Annotated in this window: 19 protein-coding genes, 1 pseudogene and 1 other annotated feature; of the genes and pseudogenes, 8 read left to right on the top strand and 12 right to left on the bottom strand. The window is 52.6% G+C overall.

What is annotated here, in order from left to right; genetic code table 11:
• The first annotated feature begins 17 nt into the window (after positions 1–17).
• The 4 genes from FHC49_RS06965 (at position 18) to ugd (ending at position 4,675) form a co-directional block, all read left to right on the top strand.
• Positions 18–512: a WbuC family cupin fold metalloprotein gene (locus tag FHC49_RS06965; RefSeq protein WP_220439363.1), complete on the top strand. Its 495-nt coding sequence runs from the start codon at positions 18–20 to the stop codon at positions 510–512.
• Between the two features lie 153 nt (positions 513–665).
• Positions 666–2,072: an NADP-dependent phosphogluconate dehydrogenase gene (gene gndA, locus FHC49_RS06960; protein ID WP_220439362.1), complete on the top strand. Its 1,407-nt coding sequence runs from the start codon at positions 666–668 to the stop codon at positions 2,070–2,072.
• Between the two features lie 187 nt (positions 2,073–2,259).
• The gene (locus FHC49_RS06955; protein WP_220439361.1) at positions 2,260–3,279 is read left to right on the top strand and encodes a Wzz/FepE/Etk N-terminal domain-containing protein; all 1,020 of its coding nucleotides are present in this window, start codon (positions 2,260–2,262) and stop codon (positions 3,277–3,279) included.
• Positions 3,280–3,508: 229 nt separating this feature from the next.
• The gene (gene ugd, locus FHC49_RS06950; protein ID WP_220439360.1) at positions 3,509–4,675 is read left to right on the top strand and encodes a UDP-glucose 6-dehydrogenase; all 1,167 of its coding nucleotides are present in this window, start codon (positions 3,509–3,511) and stop codon (positions 4,673–4,675) included.
• Positions 4,676–4,775: 100 nt separating this feature from the next.
• Here the strand turns inward: ugd and FHC49_RS06945 are convergent.
• From FHC49_RS06945 to hisL, 11 genes and pseudogenes are all read right to left on the bottom strand, one after another.
• Positions 4,776–6,140 (bottom strand): annotated as a pseudogene (locus FHC49_RS06945) (IS3 family transposase).
• Between the two features lie 66 nt (positions 6,141–6,206).
• Positions 6,207–7,211: an NAD-dependent epimerase gene (locus tag FHC49_RS06940; protein ID WP_220439359.1), complete on the bottom strand. Its 1,005-nt coding sequence runs from the start codon at positions 7,209–7,211 to the stop codon at positions 6,207–6,209.
• Between the two features lie 154 nt (positions 7,212–7,365).
• Positions 7,366–7,965: a bifunctional phosphoribosyl-AMP cyclohydrolase/phosphoribosyl-ATP diphosphatase HisIE gene (gene hisIE, locus FHC49_RS06935; RefSeq protein WP_123652587.1), complete on the bottom strand. Its 600-nt coding sequence runs from the start codon at positions 7,963–7,965 to the stop codon at positions 7,366–7,368.
• The gene (gene hisF / locus FHC49_RS06930) at positions 7,959–8,735 is read right to left on the bottom strand and encodes an imidazole glycerol phosphate synthase subunit HisF (RefSeq protein WP_220439358.1); all 777 of its coding nucleotides are present in this window, start codon (positions 8,733–8,735) and stop codon (positions 7,959–7,961) included. Before hisF ends, hisIE begins: the two co-directional genes overlap by 7 nt.
• Entirely contained in the window at positions 8,717–9,454 is a 738-nt protein-coding gene (gene hisA / locus FHC49_RS06925) for a 1-(5-phosphoribosyl)-5-[(5-phosphoribosylamino)methylideneamino]imidazole-4-carboxamide isomerase (RefSeq protein ID WP_220439357.1), read from the bottom strand. Before hisA ends, hisF begins: the two co-directional genes overlap by 19 nt.
• Positions 9,454–10,044, bottom strand: a complete 591-nt coding sequence (hisH, locus tag FHC49_RS06920; protein ID WP_185667010.1) for an imidazole glycerol phosphate synthase subunit HisH — start codon at positions 10,042–10,044, stop codon at positions 9,454–9,456. Before hisH ends, hisA begins: the two co-directional genes overlap by 1 nt.
• Complete coding sequence (gene hisB / locus FHC49_RS06915; RefSeq protein ID WP_185667011.1) at positions 10,044–11,111, bottom strand: bifunctional histidinol-phosphatase/imidazoleglycerol-phosphate dehydratase HisB; 1,068 nt, start codon at positions 11,109–11,111, stop codon at positions 10,044–10,046. Before hisB ends, hisH begins: the two co-directional genes overlap by 1 nt.
• Positions 11,108–12,169, bottom strand: a complete 1,062-nt coding sequence (gene hisC, locus FHC49_RS06910) for a histidinol-phosphate transaminase (protein WP_220439356.1) — start codon at positions 12,167–12,169, stop codon at positions 11,108–11,110. The genes hisB and hisC overlap by 4 nt, the downstream gene beginning before the upstream one ends.
• Complete coding sequence (gene hisD / locus FHC49_RS06905; protein ID WP_220439355.1) at positions 12,166–13,470, bottom strand: histidinol dehydrogenase; 1,305 nt, start codon at positions 13,468–13,470, stop codon at positions 12,166–12,168. Before hisD ends, hisC begins: the two co-directional genes overlap by 4 nt.
• Before the next feature lie 5 nt (positions 13,471–13,475).
• The gene (gene hisG, locus FHC49_RS06900) at positions 13,476–14,375 is read right to left on the bottom strand and encodes an ATP phosphoribosyltransferase (RefSeq protein WP_185667014.1); all 900 of its coding nucleotides are present in this window, start codon (positions 14,373–14,375) and stop codon (positions 13,476–13,478) included.
• Between the two features lie 34 nt (positions 14,376–14,409).
• Positions 14,410–14,530 (bottom strand) — a sequence feature (His leader region).
• Positions 14,506–14,556 carry a his operon leader peptide gene (gene hisL, locus FHC49_RS06895; protein WP_071594744.1) on the bottom strand — a complete coding sequence of 17 codons (51 nt, stop codon included), beginning with the start codon at positions 14,554–14,556 and terminating at the stop codon, positions 14,506–14,508. Its footprint overlaps the feature before it by 25 nt.
• Before the next feature lie 178 nt (positions 14,557–14,734).
• Here hisL and FHC49_RS06890 point away from each other — a divergent pair, with 178 nt between their 5' ends.
• The 4 genes from FHC49_RS06890 to tsuB all read left to right on the top strand — a co-directional run bounded on the left by FHC49_RS06890 (position 14,735) and on the right by tsuB (position 18,817).
• A complete protein-coding gene (locus FHC49_RS06890; protein ID WP_220439354.1) occupies positions 14,735–15,556 on the top strand; it encodes an SDR family oxidoreductase in 822 nt (273 codons plus the stop codon).
• 440 nt (positions 15,557–15,996) lie between these two features.
• On the top strand, positions 15,997–17,355 hold the full coding sequence (locus FHC49_RS06885; RefSeq protein WP_035894859.1) for an APC family permease: 1,359 nt from the start codon (positions 15,997–15,999) through the stop codon (positions 17,353–17,355).
• 171 nt (positions 17,356–17,526) lie between these two features.
• Positions 17,527–18,582 carry a thiosulfate utilization transporter TsuA/YeeE gene (gene tsuA / locus FHC49_RS06880; protein ID WP_185667016.1) on the top strand — a complete coding sequence of 352 codons (1,056 nt, stop codon included), beginning with the start codon at positions 17,527–17,529 and terminating at the stop codon, positions 18,580–18,582.
• Between the two features lie 10 nt (positions 18,583–18,592).
• Positions 18,593–18,817, top strand: coding sequence for a thiosulfate utilization sulfurtransferase TsuB/YeeD (tsuB, locus tag FHC49_RS06875; protein ID WP_035894857.1), 225 nt, complete (start codon positions 18,593–18,595; stop codon positions 18,815–18,817).
• Between the two features lie 83 nt (positions 18,818–18,900).
• Here tsuB and sbcB read toward each other — a convergent pair whose 3' ends face one another.
• The gene (sbcB, locus tag FHC49_RS06870) at positions 18,901–20,325 is read right to left on the bottom strand and encodes an exodeoxyribonuclease I (RefSeq protein ID WP_220439353.1); all 1,425 of its coding nucleotides are present in this window, start codon (positions 20,323–20,325) and stop codon (positions 18,901–18,903) included.
• Between the last annotated feature and the right edge of the window lie 64 nt (positions 20,326–20,389).

Genomic DNA, 20,389 nt, shown 5'->3' with positions numbered 1-20,389 from the left:
AACTTACGGTATTTTATATGAGTGTGTTTTTATATTCTCAGGCTGATCTCGATAAATTAATTCTGAAGGCTTCTAAATCTGTGCGATTAAGAGCACATTTGACTCTTCATGAAAGTCATGCAGACTCTGTGCAAAGAATATTGATTGGTCTTGTGAGAGGGACTTATATTCCTCCTCACTACCATGAACTACAACGCCAATGGGAATACTTTAATATTTTTAATGGCGAAGTCGAATTATTGCTATTTGATAATAATGGTTGTTTGAACAATAAAATTACCCTCCAGCATGGAGGCAACATTATGGTTAATATTCCGCCTTTAACTCCGCATACATTATTATGCAAGAGCTCATCTGCTGTTTTAATGGAGGTTAAAGAAGGGCCTTTTGAACAAGATAATGCCAAAGTTATACCTTCCTGGTCCCACAATGAAGATTATTCGCAGTTTTCTCGCGATGAAATCATTGGCATGCTTTCAAATCTATCTTTGGGCGATTGTTTTAATCTCTAAATATCATGTAAATATTTACATTACTATTTTCTGTATGCATTTCGGTCGTTGTGTTTCCAGACACTATGATAGCCTTTCGTCCTGAGTTAACATCTATACCACATTCAAACCGTGCACACGTCGCACGGTGACCACACCTGACAGGAGTATGTAATGTCCAAGCAACAGATCGGCGTAGTCGGTATGGCAGTGATGGGGCGCAACCTGGCGCTCAACATCGAAAGCCGTGGTTATACCGTCTCCATCTTCAACCGTTCCCGTGATAAAACCGAAGAAGTTGTCGCTGAGAATCCAGGCAAGAAGCTGGTTCCTCACTACACGGTCAAGGAGTTCGTCGAATCTCTTGAAACCCCACGTCGTATCCTGTTAATGGTGAAAGCTGGCGCGGGCACTGATGCTGCTATCGATTCCCTGAAGCCATACCTTGATAAAGGCGACATCATCATTGATGGCGGTAATACCTTCTTCCAGGACACCATTCGTCGTAATCGTGAACTGTCTGCTGAAGGCTTCAACTTCATCGGTACCGGTGTTTCCGGTGGTGAAGAAGGTGCACTGAAGGGCCCATCCATCATGCCTGGCGGCCAGAAAGAAGCGTACGAGCTGATCGCGCCAATTCTGACTAAGATTGCAGCGGTTGCTGAAGATGGTGAACCATGCGTAACTTACATCGGTGTCGACGGTGCAGGTCACTACGTGAAGATGGTTCATAACGGTATCGAGTACGGCGACATGCAGCTGATTGCTGAAGCTTACTCCCTGCTGAAAGGCGGCCTGAATTTGTCTAACGAAGAGCTGGCAACCACCTTTACCGAGTGGAACGAAGGCGAGCTCAGCAGCTACCTGATCGATATCACCAAAGATATCTTCACTAAGAAAGACGAAGAAGGTAAATACCTGGTTGATGTGATTCTGGACGAAGCGGCGAACAAAGGCACCGGTAAGTGGACCAGCCAGAGCTCTCTGGATCTGGGCGAACCGCTGTCCCTGATCACCGAATCCGTATTCGCACGTTACATCTCCTCTCTGAAAGACCAGCGCGTTGCGGCATCTAAAGTGCTGTCCGGCCCGCAGGCTAAACTGGCCGGTGATAAAGCGGAGTTCGTCGAGAAAGTACGCCGTGCACTGTACCTGGGTAAAATCGTCTCCTACGCGCAGGGCTTCTCCCAGCTGCGTGCTGCGTCCGACGAGTACCAGTGGGATCTGAACTACGGCGAAATCGCGAAGATCTTCCGCGCGGGCTGCATCATTCGTGCACAGTTCCTGCAGAAAATCACCGATGCGTATGCTGAAAACAAAGGCATTGCTAACCTTCTGCTGGCACCGTACTTCAAGAATATCGCTGATGAATACCAGCAGGCGCTGCGTGACGTAGTTGCCTATGCGGTTCAGAACGGTATTCCGGTTCCAACCTTCTCTGCAGCCGTCGCATACTACGACAGCTACCGTTCTGCGGTACTGCCAGCAAACTTGATTCAGGCTCAACGAGACTACTTCGGGGCGCATACCTATAAACGCACCGATAAAGAAGGTGTGTTCCACACCGAATGGCTGGAATAATTTTTAATTAAAACTGAGCCTGGTGTAATATCACCAGGCTATTATTCTAACTTACCACACTAGTCTTTTTATTAGTAATGTTTTATATTTTCAAGTGCAATTGAAAATCACATTTAATATGTGAGTGATGATTTTCGTTTTCTATTTGTGATGCGATTGATTTTCGACGAAAAAAAGTAGAGGTAATGTGAATACAAAAGCTGATAATAATGAAGAAAGAAAAAAAGAAGATGTCAGTATAGATTTTATTGACGTTTTGATAAGGTTGTGGCGGGGTAAAGTTACTATTGTTTGTTGTATTGCTGTTTCGCTAATATTAGGTGTCTTGTTTTTAAAGTTCGCGCCAAAAAAAATGACATCGACGGCGTTGATTACTCAACCAACGACAGAGCAGATATCTGGATATATAAATACGTTGGGAGTAATGGATGGAGAGAACCCTCTAACTATTGCTGGCAGTCAGAAATTGTTTTTAACGAATTTCAAGTCGGCATTTTTTGCTTTATCTAGCGATAACACAAAAAACATTGGTGGCGCAATTGCATTTGAAACAGTGATTCTAGATAAATCAAAGGTTGTAGCGCAAAGCTCTTCTGCGTTGATAGACCCATCTCTTCCTTTTAAAATCACCTTTTCTACCCAAGGAGCATCACCGCAGCAAGTTCAAAAGACACTTGAAGAACTAATACAAGAAGTTAACCAAAGTACAGTGGCGAGACTTAAGCATGATCTTGCGGCAGCTTTGCAAACCAGAATCAATCTTCTGAAAAAAAAATTAATTATGCAAGAGCAAGTCGCTGAAAATATCAAAAAGTCGCGCATTAATAATATTGAACATTCGTTAGCATTGGCTAATGAATTAAATATTAAGATTTCAGCGCCTAATTTAGTTGAATCTCCAGTTCAAAGTTCTATGTTTATGTTAGGAAGTGATAAACTAGTGATCTTGATGGAAAGTGAGAAAAATAGCCCTTTGGTATTCTCAGAGAACTACTATTCTACTCTTTATGAATTACAATTACTGGAGTCAATCAATCTAGGAGATGTAAATTTCAATTCGTATGACTATTTAATGAAACCATCTTTGCCAAGCGTTAATGATGGTCCCAAAAAGCCATTAGTTCTGATTTTGGCAATAATACTGGGTTGTATGACTGGTGCTTGTAGCGTGTTAGTTTGGAGTGTAATAAGAAACCGTGTTCGATAGGTTGTGAATTTTTTTTGGGCTCCTTAATTTAAATATAAATACGTATTTCTTATCCGAGATAGCCCTTTTCCTATAATTACTAATATCAGACCAACTCCCATAGACTCAGTTTCAATTCAGTTTATACTGGCAAAGTTTCTACCGAATTGTCACTGTATTTAGCGACAGATCAAGTAGCGGTGGTGATATCCTCACCCTCAACGTTTAACCAGAAGAAGTTACACAACGAATGAAGATAACTATTTCAGGAACAGGTTACGTAGGTTTGTCTAACGGCATTCTGATTGCCCAACACCATGAAGTGGTGGCGCTGGATATCGTGCAGGCCAAAGTCGATATGCTGAATCAGAAGAAATCGCCGATTGTCGATAAAGAGATTGAAGAGTATCTGGCAACAAAGTCGCTTAATTTTCGCGCGACGACTGATAAGCATGACGCTTACCGTGATGCTGATTTCGTGATTATTGCCACGCCGACTGACTACGATCCGAAAACCAACTACTTCAACACCTCAAGTGTAGAATCGGTTATCCGTGATGTAACGGAAATCAACCCGAAAGCGGTGATGATTATCAAATCGACCATCCCGGTTGGTTTTACGAACTCTATCAAAGAGCAGCTCGGCATTGATAATGTCTTCTTCTCGCCGGAGTTTCTGCGCGAAGGCCGTGCGCTGTATGACAACCTGCACCCATCCCGTATCGTTATCGGTGAGCGTTCAGAGCGTGCCGAGCGTTTTGCGGCGCTGCTGCAGGAAGGGGCGATTAAGAAAGACATCCCTACGCTGTTTACGGATTCGACCGAAGCCGAAGCCATCAAGCTGTTTGCCAATACTTATCTGGCGCTGCGTGTGGCCTACTTTAACGAGCTGGACAGCTATGCGGAAAGCCTAGGGTTGAACTCCCGTCAGATTATCGAAGGCGTGTGTCTGGATCCGCGTATTGGTAATCACTATAACAACCCGTCGTTTGGCTATGGTGGTTACTGCCTGCCGAAAGACACCAAGCAGCTGCTGGCGAACTATGAGTCGGTACCGAACAACATCATCGGCGCTATCGTTGATGCCAACCGTACGCGTAAAGATTTTATTGCGGATTCGATTCTGGCCCGCAAGCCGAAGGTGGTTGGGGTTTACCGGCTGATTATGAAGTCCGGTTCTGACAATTTCCGTGCTTCCTCAATCCAGGGGATCATGAAGCGTATCAAAGCGAAGGGCATTCCAGTCATTATCTATGAACCGGTTATGCAAGAGGATGAGTTCTTTAACTCCCGCGTGGTGCGCGATCTGGATGCCTTTAAGCAGGAAGCGGATGTGATTATCTCTAACCGTATGGCGGAAGAGTTAGCGGACGTGGAAGAGAAGGTTTATACGCGCGATCTGTTTGGGAATGATTGATCGTTGATTGTCGTCTAGTCCCTGCTGTGCTTTGTCTGGCCTGGCTATGAAAGAAAAAGCCCTCTGATTGGACTGACCCCATAAAGTTGGACAGTTCATGTTAAGCGGCTAACAGGGCCTGGGTTCGGTATTCTACCGGGCTCAGGCCTTTTAATCTCAGGCTGATACGCTCGTTGTTATAGTAATGGATATAGTCCTCTATCGCCTTTCTCAGTTCATTTAGATCGCTGAACCTGTTCAGGTAAAAACACTCCGATTTCAGTGTGCCGAAGAAGTTCTCCATCACCGCATTATCCAGGCAGTTTCCCTTCCGCGACATGCTTTGTGTCATACCCTGCGCCTTTAATTTTTGCCTGATAGCCTGCCATTCGATATTGCCAGCCCTGATCCGTGTGCAGCAACGGTGCATCTTCCGGTCCGAGCACTGAGAGCGCATCGAGCAGCATCGTATTAACCATCTCCATCACCGGCCTTTCAGACAGGCTGTAGGAGATAATCTCCCGGTTAAACAGATCGAGAACCGGCGACAGGTACAGCTTTTTTCCCTGCACCGAGAACTCTGTAACATCCGTGACCCATTTTTCATTGGCTCTCGATGCGCTAAAGTTCCGGCTCAGGATATTGGGCGCAGCCTTGCCCACTTCCCCTTTCCAGGCACGATATTTCTTCACCCTTATCAGAGAGCGGAGCGACAGCTCTGCCATCAGTCGTTGCACTGTTTTATGGTTTACCAGCAACCCCTGTTTTCTCAGTGAGAGCGTGATCCTGCGGTAGCCATAACGCCCTTTGTGATAGTGGTAAATCTCCCTGATTTTGTCTTTCAGACCGGCATGCCTGTCCACTCGCTTCAGCGCATTCATATTGTGATACCACGTACTGCGGGACATACCCGCTGCACGCAGAAGATCACCAAGCGCATGCTCCAGCCTTAGCTCACTGATTATTCCGGCTTTCTGCCGCCTTTCTCGCTTTGAACTAAGGCCTTCAGCTTTTTTAGATAGGCATTCTCTGCGCGCAGATAACGGAGTTCAGCCCGCAGTTCTTCGGGAGATAACTTTTCCAGCGCAGCATCGGTAAGTGGAGATGTTTTTTTGGGTTTTGTCATGTCTTTGCTCCGGCCAGGTTTTATGCTCAGAAGTCCTTTCTCACCTGCGTCTTTGTAGACATTCACCCAGTGCCGGACAACGGTTTCATTTGAGATATTAAACTGTGCGGCAGCTTCACGCATCGAAAGTTCTTCATCGAGAACAGCTTTAACAACGGTCATCCGGAACGCTGGAGAATGGCGGTCATTCTTCCAGGTAATGCCATCAATACCATGGAGTTGCCAGGCTCTTACCCAGCGTCGCACTGATGTTCTTTCAACACCAAAGCGTTCAGCTGTACGATGTGTTCCCTCTTTTCCGGCGAGGTAGTGATTAACTACAGCCAATCTGGTTTCGAGGGAATATTTTGGTTTTGCCATAAAAAAACTGCACCTTACTCAGTTGGGTGTCCAACTTTTGGGGTGCAGTCCAGATGAGGGCTTTTTTTATGCTTTATAAAACTCGCGGTACCACTCCACGAAGTTTTTCACGCCTTCTTTCACCGAAGTCTGCGGGCGGAAGCCCACCAGGTCGTACAGCGGCTGCGTCTCTGCGCTGGTTTCCAGCACGTCACCGGCCTGCATCGGCATCATGTTCTTCTTTGCTTCAATACCCAGAGCTTCTTCCAGCGCTGTGATGTAGTCCATCAATTCAACCGGCGCGCTGTTGCCAACGTTGTAAACCCGGTATGGCGCTGAGCTGGTTGCCGGAGAGCCGGTCTCGACGGTCCATTCGCTATTGGCAGCAGGAATAACGTCTTGCAGGCGGATGATGGCTTCTACGATGTCATCAATGTAGGTGAAGTCGCGCTTCATCTTACCGTAGTTGTACACATCGATGCTTTTCCCTTCCAGCATTGCCTTGGTGAACTTGAACAGCGCCATATCCGGGCGGCCCCACGGACCATAGACGGTAAAGAAGCGCAGTCCGGTAGTCGGCAGGCCGTACAGATGGGAGTAAGTATGTGCCATCAACTCGTTGGCTTTTTTCGTGGCGGCATACAGCGATACCGGATGATCCACGCTGTCGTCTGTCGAGAACGGCATTTTGCTGTTCAGACCGTAGACCGAGCTTGAGGAGGCGTACACCAGGTGCTGGACTTTGTTGTGACGGCAGCCTTCCAGAATATTCAGATGCCCAATCAGGTTCGCCTGCGCGTAGGCGTGCGGATTTTCCAGCGAATAGCGAACGCCAGCCTGAGCGGCCAGGTGGATGACGCGATCAAACTGCGCATCGGCAAACAGTTCTGCCATGGCGACATTGTCGGCGAGATCGATTTTTGCAAAATGGAAATTCGGCGATTGCAGCAGGTCCAGACGCGCCTGCTTCAGGCTGACGTCATAATAATCATTGAGATTATCGAGTCCGACAACGTGATGACCAGCAGCAAGCAGGCGCTGGCTGACGTGAAAACCGATAAACCCTGCGGCGCCGGTGACCAAATATTTCATAGTAATCCTTCAATCTATTCAGATGCGAACATCCCTACTGGGCGCGATCATACCGTCTGTTAGCGAAAAAATATAATCGTTATATGCCATTAGGGTTATCGGAATGAGGACTAAATGAAAAACCCGGCGGATTGGCCGGGTTCGGGGAGGGGGATTACTGATGCCGTTCACGCAAATTATCGATAACGGTGGTCAAATCCAGTTCCTGATCCTGCAGCAGCACCAGCAGGTGATACATTAAGTCAGACGCTTCGTTCTTCAGCTCAAACTTATCGTGCACCGTGGCGGCCAGCGCGGTCTCCACGCCTTCTTCACCCACTTTCTGCGCGATGCGCTTGGTGCCGCTGGCGTACAGTTTGGCGGTGTAGGAACTTGCAGGATCGGCGGTTTTACGCTCGGCCAGCAGTTGTTCAAGCTGATACAGGAACAACCATTTATGGCTGGTGTCACCGAAGCAGCTCGAGGTGCCTTTATGGCAGGTTGGGCCGATAGGGTTCACCAGAATCAGCAGCGTGTCATTATCGCAATCGGGCGCGATGCTGACCACGTTCAGGAAGTGGCCGGAGGTTTCGCCTTTGGTCCACAGACGCTGTTTGGTGCGCGAGAAAAAGGTGACTTTGCCCGTTTCCTGCGTTTTAGCCAGCGCTTCCTGGTTCATATAGCCCAGCATTAACACTTCGCCGGATACCGCGTGTTGGATAACGGCGGGCATCAGTCCGTCGGTTTTTTCCCAGTCCAGTTGTTCAGTTAACATACCCGTATCTCCACGCCCTGTGCTGCCAGGTACGCTTTTAGTTCACCAATATTAATAATTTGCTTATGGAACACCGATGCGGCCAGCGCGCCGTCGACGTTAGCGTCGCGGAAGGCCTCCAGGAAGTGTTCCATGGTGCCTGCGCCGCCGGAGGCGATCAGCGGGACGTGGCAGACGTCGCGCACTTTTTTCAGTTGTGCCAGGTCGTAGCCGTTACGCACGCCGTCCTGGTTCATCATGTTTAACACGATTTCACCCGCGCCGCGTTTTTGCACTTCCTGTACCCAGTCCAGAGTTTCCCACTGGGTCACACGGGTGCGGCTTTCGTCGCCGGTATATTGATTGACATGATATTTGCCGGTGTCGGCATCAAACCAGGTATCAATACCCACCACAATACACTGCACGCCGAAGCGATCCGCCAGGCGAGTAATCAGCTCCGGGTCGGCCAGCGCCGGGGAGTTGATGGAAATTTTGTCCGCACCGAACGAGAGAATGCGCGCGGCATCCTCGATGGATTTGATGCCACCGGCAACGCAGAACGGAATATCAATCACTTCGGCAACGCGGGAAACCCAGCTTTTATCGACCACGCGGCCATCGCTGGAAGCGGTGATATCGTAGAACACCAGCTCATCAGCGCCTTCGTCAGCGTAGCGTTTTGCCAGCGGCACGATATCGCCGATGATTTCGTGGTTGCGGAACTGCACGCCTTTAACAACCTGACCATCACGCACATCAAGACAAGGGATTATCCGTTTTGCCAGCATTGGATGGCCTCCGTTACGTTGAATTTACCTTCCAGCAGCGCACGTCCGACAATCACGCCGCGCACGCCGGTGCCGCGCAGGGCGGCAATATCATTGAGGTCGCCAATGCCGCCGGAAGACTGGAATGCCACCTGCGGATAGCGGGCGCAGACTTCTTCATACAGCGAAACGTTAGAGCCTGCCAGCGTGCCGTCGCGGGAGATATCGGTGCACAGCACGTGCTGTAGGCCAACCGGCAGATAGGTTTCAACCAGTTCTTCCAGCGTCACGCCGGAGTTTTCCTGCCAGCCGCTGACCGCCACCTGTTTAGTGCCGTTTTCATCAATGCGCACGTCCAGCGCTAGCACCAGGTGCTCGGCGCCAAAACGTTTAAACCAGCCTTTGACCACTTCCGGTGATTTCACTGCCGTTGAGCCCACAACTACGCGGGCTACGCCTGCGTCGAGCAGGGCGGCAACGTCTTCTTCAGTACGTACGCCACCGCCAACCTGTACCGGCACCTTCACCCCGGCAACCAGCGTTTTCAGCAGTGGAATCTGCCGCTGGGCCGGGTCTTTCGCGCCGGTTAAATCGACTAGGTGCAGCACTTCCGCGCCCTGTGCCGCATAGTCCTGCAGACGCGGCAGCGGGTCGTTGCCGTAGTCGCGCTGCTTGCCGTAATCTCCCTGATGGAGACGCACTACGGTGCCGTTAATCAAATCTAAAGCAGGAATGATCATTACATCTCCAGGAAGTTTTTCAGCAGCTGTGCACCCGCGCTACCCGAGCGCTCCGGGTGGAACTGCACGCCGTAAAAATTATCTTTTTGCACGGCGGCGGTGAACGGCTCGCCGTAATTGCACTGGGCGATGGTGTACTCGTTGACCGGCATGGCGTAGCTGTGGACGAAGTAAAAGTACGCGCCGTCCTCAATGCCGCGGAACAGACGGTCGCCCGCTTTCGGGTAGACGCGGTTCCAGCCCATGTGCGGCAGCGGCAGACCAAAATCGGCCATCTTCGGCACGTCCTGGTCGATGATACCGAGCAGGTCAACGCCGTTAGTCTCTTCACTACGACGGCCCAATAGCTGCATGCCAAGGCAGATCCCCAGTACCGGCTGGGTACAGGCCTTAATCAACTCAACCAGCTCGCGCTCGCGAATTTGATCCATGGCGGCCTGCGCCGTGCCGACGCCCGGCAGAAAAAGCTTATCTGCGCGCAGTACCACTTCCGGGTCGCGGCTTACTACCGGCTCGTAGCCGTGACGGGCAATCGCTGACTTCACGGAATTGAGGTTCGCGCAGCCGGTATCAAGGACAACCACGTTCATCACAGCACTCCTTTTGAGGAGGGAAGGGTGTTGCCGTCTACGCGAATCGCCTGGCGCAGAGTACGGCCGAAGACTTTGAACAGGCTTTCTACGCGGTGGTGATCGTTTTTGCCCTTGGTTTTCAGGTGCAGCGTGATGCCCATCGCGTAAGAGAGCGAGCGGAAGAAGTGCTCGATCATCTCGGTGCTGAGGTCGCCTACGCGCTGGTAGGTGAATTCAGCTTTATATTCCAGGTGTGGGCGGCCGGAGATATCCAGCGCGCAGCGCGCCAGGCATTCATCCATCGGCAGCACAAAACCGAAGCGGTTAATGCCGCGCTTATCACCGAGCGCTGCTTTCAGCGCTTCGCCAAGCGCCAGGCCGGTATCTTCTACGGTGTGGTGATCGTCGATATACAGGTCGCCCTTCACGGTGATGTTCATGCGGAAACCGCCGTGGGTGGCAATTTGGTCCAGCATGTGGTCGAAGAAACCGACGCCGGTGTTGATTTTGCTGCCGCCTTCACGGTCGAGCCACACTTCCACGTCAATCTGCGTTTCGCGGGTATTACGCTCGATGTGCGCGTAGCGGTCACGGCGGGTCAGCTGTTCGCCGATCATCGCCCAGTTCAGCGTGTCGCGGTTATAGCGCAGGCCGGTAATGCCCATGTTGGTCGCCAGCTCAAGGTCAGTGGCGCGATCGCCAATCACGTAGCTGTTGGCGGTGTCCATCACTTCGTTCGCCAGCCAGGCGGTGACCAGCTGCGTTTTCGGCTTGCGACATTCGCAGTTGTCGGCCGGCAGGTGCGGGCAGATCAGCACATCGTCAAAAACCACGCCCTGAGAGGTGAAGATCTGCATCATCAGGTTGTGCGGGCCGTCGAAGTCTGCCTGAGGGAAACTGGCGGTACCCAGCCCGTCCTGGTTGGTGATCATCACCAGCTTGTAGCCCGCTTTTTGCAGCTGCAGCAGGACCGGAATAGCGTTCGGCTCGAAGGCCAGCTTATCAAAACGGTCTACCTGATAGTCGCTTGGTGGTTCAGAAATCAGGGTGCCATCGCGATCGATAAAGAGAAACTTCTGGGTCATACGGTCTCCGCTTTCAAAGCGTCAATCACGCGCTGGCTCTCGGCACGAGTGCCGATAGTGATGCGCAAACAGCCGCTTAAAGAAGGTTGTTTATTCTGGTCTCGTAAGATAATGCCCTGATCCCACAAAGATTTAAATACGCTACTTGAGGCTTTGATACGAGCCAGTACGTAGTTGGTCTCGGAATCAAAAACCTGCTCAACGCAGTCGATGGTGCGCAGCGCCTCCACCAGGTATTCGCGCTCGCTTAAGATCTGCGCCACGCGTTCGCGCATCGCGGCAATTCCCTGCGCACTAAGCGCCTGGGCGGCGATATCGGCAACCGGGGTCGATAGTGGATACGGAGCAATCACCTTCATTAATAAGGCAATCACTTCCTCATTGGCGAGCGTGAAGCCGCAGCGCAAGCCAGCCAGAGCAAACGCTTTCGAGAGGGTGCGCAGAATCACCAGGTGCGGATATTCCGCCAGCCATCCTGCCAGCGTCGCCTCAGGACAGAACTCAATATAGGCTTCATCGGCAACGACCAGCGCTTTATCGCGGGTCATCTCCAGCAGGGTGCGGAAGTCCTGCGGGTTAATAATCTGCCCGGTCGGGTTGTTTGGGCTACAGACGTAGACCACTTTCACGTTTGCCAGGCTATCGGCAATCGCTGGTAGGTCGAGCTGCCAGTCGGCTTTGGCTGGTACGGTGCGGCATTCTACGCCGATGGTTTCAGCGCTGACGCTGTACATGCCGTAGGTCGGCGGGCAGAACAGCACTGCGTCGCGGCCCGGCTCACAGAAGGCGCGCACCAGCAGTTCGATTCCTTCGTCCGCACCGCGGCTGACCAGCACCTGCGTTGGCTTCACGCTCGCGTAGGCGGCGTAGTTTTCAATCACCGCTTTAGGCTGACACTCCGGGTAGCGGTTCAGCGTCTGCTGGCTCAGTTCGAAAGGTACCGCCGTGGGGTATTCATTGGCGTTCAGCCAGACGTCACCTTTGCCGCCAAGGCGGCGGGCCGACTGATACGGGGTCAGGGCGCGAACGTTGTCGCGGGCTAACTGTTCAATGCTCATGCTTGCTCCTTCAGGGCGTTTACGCGCAGGGTGACGGCATTTTTGTGGGCGGTCAGCAGCTCGGCGGCGGCCAGCGTTTCAATCGTCGCGGCGAGAGCGCTAAAGCCTTCGCGGGACAGTTCCTGCACGGTCATCCGTTTCTGGAAATCGGCCAATCCCAGGCTGGAACAGGTTGCGGTGTAGCCGTAGGTCGGCAGCACGTGGTTGGTGCCGGAGGCGTAGTCGCCAGCGGACTCAGGTGACCAGTCGCCGAGGAAGACCGAACCGGCGCTGGTGATGTCGTCAACCAGTTCACGGGCGTTGCGGGTCTGAATAATCAGGTGTTCCGGGCCGTAGGCGTTAGAGATAGCCACACACTGCGCCAGATCTTTTGCCACGATCAGGCGGCTGGCGGAAAGCGCCTGACGTGCGGTGTCGGCACGGGACAGTTCGGCAAGCTGGCGTTCTACGGCTTCGGCAACGCCTTCGGCAATCTTCGCGTCCGGGGTGAGCAGAATCACCTGGGAGTCCGGGCCGTGCTCCGCCTGAGACAGCAGATCAGAGGCGATAAAATCTGGTGTGGCGCCGCTGTCGGCAATCACCAGCACTTCAGACGGGCCTGCTGGCATATCAATTGCCGCGCCGTCGAGGCGCTGGCTAACCTGGCGCTTCGCTTCGGTAACATAGGCATTGCCTGGCCCGAAGATTTTATCAACCTTCGGAATGGATTCGGTGCCCAGCGCCAGTGCGGCAATCGCCTGTGCGCCACCGACTTTATAGACGTTCTCTACGCCACAAAGCTGTGCGGCATACAGGATCTCATCGGCAATCGGCGGTGGTGAACAGAGCACCACTTTTTTGCAGCCCGCGATGCGTGCCGGGGTGGCCAGCATTAATACGGTAGAGAACAGCGGCGCGGAGCCGCCGGGAATATAAAGGCCAACCGAGGCGATAGGGCGGGTAACCTGCTGGCAGCGCACGCCCGGCTGGGTTTCGATATCCACCGGCGGCAGGATCTGCGCCGTGTGGAAGGTATCGATATTGCGAACCGCCGCCTGCATTGCCTGCTTGAGCTCATCGCTCAGGCGGCCGCTGGCCTGTTGAATTTCTTCTGCGGTGACTTTCAGCGCACCGACTTCGGTTTTATCAAACTTCGCGCTGTATTCACGCAGCGCGCTATCACCGTTGGCTTTAACGTTATCCAGAATCTCGGCCACCGTACGGGTGATGCTGTCGGAAGCGGAGATGGCTGGGCGCATCAGCAGCGCTTGCTGTTGTTCGGGGCTACAGCTATTCCAGTCAATCAGGGTATTGAAGCTCATGGCGATTACTCCATCATCTTCTCAATCGGCAGCACCAGAATAGAGCTGGCACCCAGGGACTTCAGTTTTTCCATGGTTTCCCAGAACAGGGTTTCGCTGCTCACCATGTGCATCGCGACGCGCTGCTGATCGCCTGCCAGCGGCAGAATGGTTGGGCGTTCAGCGCCCGGCAGCAGGGCGATGACTTCATCCAGACGCTCGGTTGGCGCGTGCATCATGATGTATTTCGATTCACGAGCCTGAATCACGCCCTGAATACGAGTTAACAGGCGGTCGATCAGCTGCTGTTTGGCTTCGCTCATCTCGCCGTCGCGCTGAATCAGGCAGGCTTTAGAGCGGAACATCACTTCTACTTCACGCAGGCCGTTGGCTTCCAGGGTTGCGCCGGTAGAGACCAGGTCGCAAATGGCGTCGGCAAGGCCAGCGCGTGGGGCAACTTCAACGGAACCGTTCAGCAGGCAGGATTTAAAGCTGATGCCTTTCTGGTCGAGGTAACGCTTCAGCAGGTGCGGGTAAGAGGTGGCGATACGTTTGCCGTCGAGCGCGGCCGGGCCGTTCCACGCTTCATCCGCCGGGGTGGCGAGAGACAGTCGGCAGCCGCCGAAGTCCAGGCGACGCAGGGTAAAGTAGCGCGGGTCTTCGCCCTGTGCGCGGCGGCTCAGAAGCTCTTCTTCCAGCACGTTTTCACCGATGATGCCGAGGTCAACGACGCCGTCCATAATCAGGCCAGGGATATCGTCATCACGCACGCGCAGGATGTCGATTGGCATGTTCTCCGCCATCGCAATCAGGCGCTGGGTGTGGAGATTGATTTTGATGCCACAACGGGCCAGTAATTCGCGTGAATCATCGCTCAGGCGACCTGATTTCTGCATAGCTATGCGTAAACGGCTGTTATCTAACATTCTCTATTCCTCATTACCCTGCTGAATTTGGTTCAAAAAAAAGCCCCCGGAAGATCTCTTCCGGGGGCTCTCTTGTGTTCATGCACCACTGGAAGATCTGAATGTCTCCCAGCACACATCGCCTGAAAGACTAGTCAGGGTGATGGTGATGATGGTGGTGTTTAAATTGAACGCGGCTCATAAATTTCTCGTTGAATGACTATTCACTTGATGTCTTTTAACCTAAACCACTTTTGTCATTGAACGCAAGCGCTTTTTACATTCATTAAATCAATTCATGTAGCGACTATAAATTGTCAGTTTTATCGTGGTGGCGTAGCCTTATAAAGGTAGTGCGGCAAGAACCAGGAGATAGCGCAATGAAGAAAGTGGCGATCGTCGGTTTAGGGTGGCTGGGTATGCCGCTAGCGCTGTCGTTGATGGCGCGTGGCTGGCAGGTGACCGGCAGTAAAACGACTGAGGACGGTGTGGAAGCAGCACGGATGTGCGGGATTGATAGCTATCCGTTGCGGCTCGACCCACAGTTGGTATGCGAGGCCGATGACCTCGATGCCTTAATGAACGTTGATGCGCTGGTGATTACCTTACCGGCGCGTCGTAGTGGCCCGGGGGAAGATTTTTACCATCAGGCGGTGCAGGAGATTGTAGACTCGGCGCTGGCGCACCATATCCCGCGCATTATCTTTACCAGTTCGACCTCGGTATACGGTAATGAAGAGGGAACGGTTAAAGAGAGTACGCCTCGTGACCCGGTGACCGCGAGTGGCAGAGTGCTGAAAGAGCTGGAGGACTGGCTGCATCAATTGCCGGGAACCTCGGTTGACATTCTGCGTCTGGCCGGGCTGGTTGGGCCGGAACGTCATCCCGGCCGTTTTTTTGCCGGAAAATCGGCACCGGACGGGCAGCAGGGGGTAAACCTGGTGCATCTGGAAGATGTGATTGTGGCTATTACACTGCTGTTGCAGGCCCCGAAAGGCGGCCATATCTACAATATCTGTGCTCCACAGCATCCTGCACGCGGCGTTTTTTATCCGCAGATGGCACGTGAGCTTGGCCTGGCGGTACCCGTGTTTAGCGACAGCGGTAAAGGGCAGGGGAAAATTATCGACGGTAGTCGTATCTGTCGCGAATTAGGCTTTGAATATCAATTCCCTGACCCATTGAGAATGCCTCTGGAGTAGCGTTTCATTGACATTTGGCGATGACGTAACCGCTGTCGGCAAATCATTTAACATATAAATAGATACACATTTTGCATGGTTATTGGTTATGGTAGCCAATAATGCTTTAGCAAAAAGTGCTATAAAAGTTAGCGCTGCTTTAGAGATTGCTTGTTAATCAGCCGGTTGGATGAGAAGTCGCATTATTACTTCTCTCACCGGCTTGTATTTTTACATTCGTTTGGTGCAAAATATGTCGAATGTAAAAAATGAGACTAACCGACGTGATTGCCACGTCGGTTATTTTTTTACATCAAAACAACCATCCAATAAAAGAGGCCGGGCTTCGTACCGGATAGATATTTACTTAAAAAACGACAGTTGTTGTCGCTGAGGAAACAGAAAAAAAATGGGGCAATTTTTCTTTTTTGCACCGGCAGTCGCCGCACAGGAGACTCACCGTGTCAAATAACGTTACTCCAAACACCTCTCGCGTGGAATTGCGTAAAACGCTTACGCTGATTCCGGTTGTCATGATGGGCCTGGCCTATATGCAGCCAATGACGCTGTTCGATACGTTCGGTATCGTATCTGGCCTTACCGACGGTCACGTTGCAACGGCGTATGCCTTTGCGCTGATCGCGATTCTTTTTACAGCGCTAAGCTACGGTAAACTGGTTCGCCGGTTCCCGTCCGCTGGCTCTGCATACACCTATGCTCAGAAATCCATTAGCCCGGTCGTTGGCTTTATGGTTGGCTGGTCATCGCTGCTGGACTACCTGTTCATGCCGATGATCAACATTCTGCTGGCTAAAATTTACTTTGAAGCGCTGATGCCTTCTGTACCATCGTGGATCTTTGTTGTCGCGCTGGTGGCCTTTATGACCATCTCTAACCTGCGCAGCATTAAAGCCGTGGCGAACTTCAACACGCTGATTGTGGTTCTGCAGATGGGTATCGTGGCGGTCATCGTTGGCCTGATCATTTACGGCGTAATGCACGGTGAAGGCGCAGGCACGCTGACCAGCACCCGTCCGTTCTGGTCTGAAGGCGCGCACGTGGTGCCGATGATTACCGGCGCAACCATCCTGTGCTTCTCGTTCCTGGGCTTCGACGGTATCTCTTCTCTGTCTGAAGAGACCAAAGATGCAGAACGTGTGATCCCGAAAGCTATCTTCCTGACCGCGCTGATTGGCGGGATGATCTTTATCGGTGCATCTTACTTCCTGCAGCTGTACTTCCCGGACATCTCCCGCTTTAAGGACCCGGATGCGTCTCAGCCTGAAATCATGCTGTACGTTGCGGGTAAAACCTTCCAGTGGGGCGTGCTGATCTTCTCCAGCGTGACCGTTCTGGCATCGGGTATGGCGGCACATGCAGGCGTATCGCGTCTGATGTACGTGATGGGTCGTGACGGCGTGTTCCCGAACAGCTTCTTCGGCTATGTGCATCCGAAATGGCGTACCCCAGCGTTCAACGTACTGCTGGTTGGCGCGATTGCCCTGCTGGCGATTAAGTTTGACCTGGTCACCGCAACGGCGCTGATCAACTTCGGTGCGCTGGTGGCATTCACCTTCGTTAACCTCTCCGTGATTTCGCAGTTCTGGATCCGCGAGAAGCGTAACAAGACGCTGAAAGACCACTTCCAGTACCTGGTACTGCCAGTGTGCGGCGCGCTGACCGTTGGCGCACTGTGGATTAACCTGGAGCAGAGCTCAATGATTCTGGGCCTGATTTGGGGTTCCATTGGCCTGCTGTACCTGGCGTGCGTGACCAAGCGTTTCCGCAACCCGGTTCCGCAGTACGAAGACGTCGCATAATTCACGAGCGTGAAATAATGAAACCGGAGGCCATGTGCCTCCGGTTTTTTTTGGTCTGAACAACAGCGAATTAATAACCTTCAGGAATAATATAGAGCTTTTGGTTATTGGAGCCGAAAGGCGGGCTCGGGAATAATTTTACGACTGATAATATTGGGTTAATTAATTCTTATGTTGCACATGATAATAAGCGGAATAGTCTGCGGCGCACTGCTGGGGTTCGTCATGCAGCGCGGTCGCTTCTGCCTGACGGGCGGCTTCCGCGATATGTATATCACTAAAAATAACCGCATGTTCTACGCGCTGTTGATTGCTATCTGCATTCAAAGCGTAGGCGTTTTTGCGCTGATCCAGCTCGGTCTGGTGCAGTACGATGCAGGCGCGTTTCCGTGGCTGGGCACCGTTGTCGGCGGCTTTGTCTTTGGTATCGGTATTGTCTATGCCGGTGGCTGCGCTACCGGGACGTGGTATCGCGCTGGGGAAGGGCTTATCGGCAGCTGGATTGCGCTGGTGACCTACATGGTGATGAGCGCGGTGATGCGTTCTCCACATGCCGCTGGCCTGAATAAATTCCTCGGCGAACATACCACGGCGCACAACGGTATTGCAGAAACCCTCAATATCTCCGTCTGGCCGATTATCGCGCTGCTGGTGCTGGTGACGCTGTGGTTTGTGCGCAAAGAATTGCGTAAACCAAAGCTGAAGGTGGCTTCATTGCCGCCGCGTCGCAGTGGTCTGGCGCATTTGTTGTTTGAAAAGCGCTGGCATCCCTTTTTCACCGCGGTGCTGATTGGTCTGATTGCGCTGCTGGCGTGGCCGATGAGTGAAGCGACCGGCCGTATGTTCGGTCTGGGTATCACATCGCCTACCGCCAATATTCTGCAGTTCCTGGTCGGCGGCGACAGCAAGTACCTGAACTGGGGCGTGTTCCTGGTACTGGGTATTTTCATCGGTTCCTTTATTGCTGCGAAAGCCAGCCGCGAGTTCCGTGTGCGTGCCGCTGATGCGAGTACCACGCTGCGCAGCGCCGGTGGCGGCGTGCTAATGGGCTTCGGCGCCAGCATTGCCGGTGGTTGCTCGATTGGTAATGGTCTGGTCATGACCGCGATGATGACCTGGCAGGGCTGGATTGGCCTGGTATTTATGATCCTTGGCGTGTGGTGCGCGTCCTGGGTGTTGTATGTTCGCCCACAGCGGAAAGCCAAACTGAAAACCGCGACGGCATAAGGAGTTAAAGATGGTTGTGAAGAAACTGGATGTGGTTACCCAGGTGTGCCCGTTCCCATTAATTGAAGCCAAAGCGGCGATGGCTGAACTGGCCAACGGCGACCAACTGGTGATTGAGTTTGACTGTACCCAGGCAACGGAAGCGATTCCACAGTGGGCGGCAGAAGAGGGCTATACGGTCACGGATTACCAGCAGTCCGGCGATGCGGCCTGGACCATCACGGTACAGAAGTAAGTATGACGTCCGGTTAGGCGAAACGACGCGGGGTTCTGAATACGAAAACCCCGGCGTCGCTTTGCTCGGCCGGGCGACAATGGTTATACAATCTCCTGCGCGTACTGATACAGCGCTTTCAGCAGCGACAGCTTTTCCGCATTCCCTTCATACTGCCCGTAGAGCATTTCGAGCTCCTGCGCGTAGGCCTGTAAAAACTCTGGCGTAAAGATCTGCCGACGGTGCTCTAACCAGCGCTGTTGCTCGCTTTCATCCAGCGTGCCGGGGAAATTGCGCGCCCGGTAGTTAAACAGCAGTTTCTCAATACGCTTATCGGCGAAGGTGATATCCAGTGCCGGAAGATTACGTGGCTCGGTCTCGAGTACGATTTTCATCGCCGTTCTGTCGGCATCGCTGAAGAAGCCGTTATAGAGTTGGGCATCGACGTTTTCTGACGGCACAAACGGCTCGGCTTCGGCAAAAATGGCTACCGCTTTCTCGCGAACCTGCGGATTCTCACGCAGCTTTTTCAGATTATCCAGACAGTGCTGGCGATTGATCCCCAGACGGTCGGCATCTTCTGGACGCAGGGTGTTGGCCTGCGCCAGCACCGGGCATTTGTTCAGGTGCACCAGCTTGATAGGGATCGGGGAATTATCGCCAAGACTGGCTTTGGCGGTATAGAGGCGATCGCGCAGCGTATCGGCGTCCAGATCCAGCAGCGGATTGATATCGCCGGCAAGATCCACCATGATCACCGCGTTGCGGTTATCCGGATGCCACGCCAACGGTGCTACCCAACTGGTGTTGCCGCGCCAGGCGCCGAACATGCCGGAGACGTGCACCAGCGGCTTCATCTGCGGCACGTCAATCAGCGTCATCAGCTTGTTTTTGCCGCGATAGGCGTAGAGATAATCAAACAGCTTCGGCTGCTGCGTTTTTACCAGTTTCGCCATCGCGATAGTCGCGTAAACGTCGGCCATCGCATCGTGGGCGTTGCTGTGTTCAATGCCGTTAGCTTTGGTTAAATGTTCAAGACGGAAGCTTGGCAGGCCGTCGTCGTTCTCCGGCCAGTTAATGCCTTCCGGGCGCAGGGCGTAGCAGGCGCGCATCACGTCCAGTAGATCCCAACGCGAGTTGCGGTTTTGCCAGCTCCAGGCGTACGGGTCGTAGAAGTTGCGATAGAAGATATTACGCGTCACTTCATCGTCGAAGCGCACGTTGTTATAGCCCACCACGCAGGTGTCCGGCACGGTGAAGATATCGTGGATACGCTTAGCAAACGCCGCTTCATTATCACCCTTGGCCCTCGCCTCCTGTGGCGTAATGCCGGTAATTAACACCGCTTCAGGCTGCGGCAGATAATCCTCCGCGGGCTTGCAGTAAAAAACCTCTGGCTCACCGATTATCGTGAAATCCTTATCGGTACGAATGGCGGCGAATTGCGCGGGGCGATCGAGGGAAGGGCTGGTTCCGAAAGTTTCGTAGTCGTGAAACAGGAATCCCGGCGCGCTTGAAGTCTCTTGCATGGCGTTAACAGTGTCCGTCTATGGCATTTAAGGTTCATGGTAAACGATTTGGCAGTGCATCAGA

The sequence above is a fragment of the Kluyvera sp. EC_51 genome (assembly GCF_019584505.1).
Lineage (GTDB): Bacteria > Pseudomonadota > Gammaproteobacteria > Enterobacterales > Enterobacteriaceae > Kluyvera > Kluyvera sichuanensis.
The sequence above is the reverse complement of the archived record's forward strand: the minus strand, read 5'-3'. Positions and strand labels throughout refer to the sequence as shown.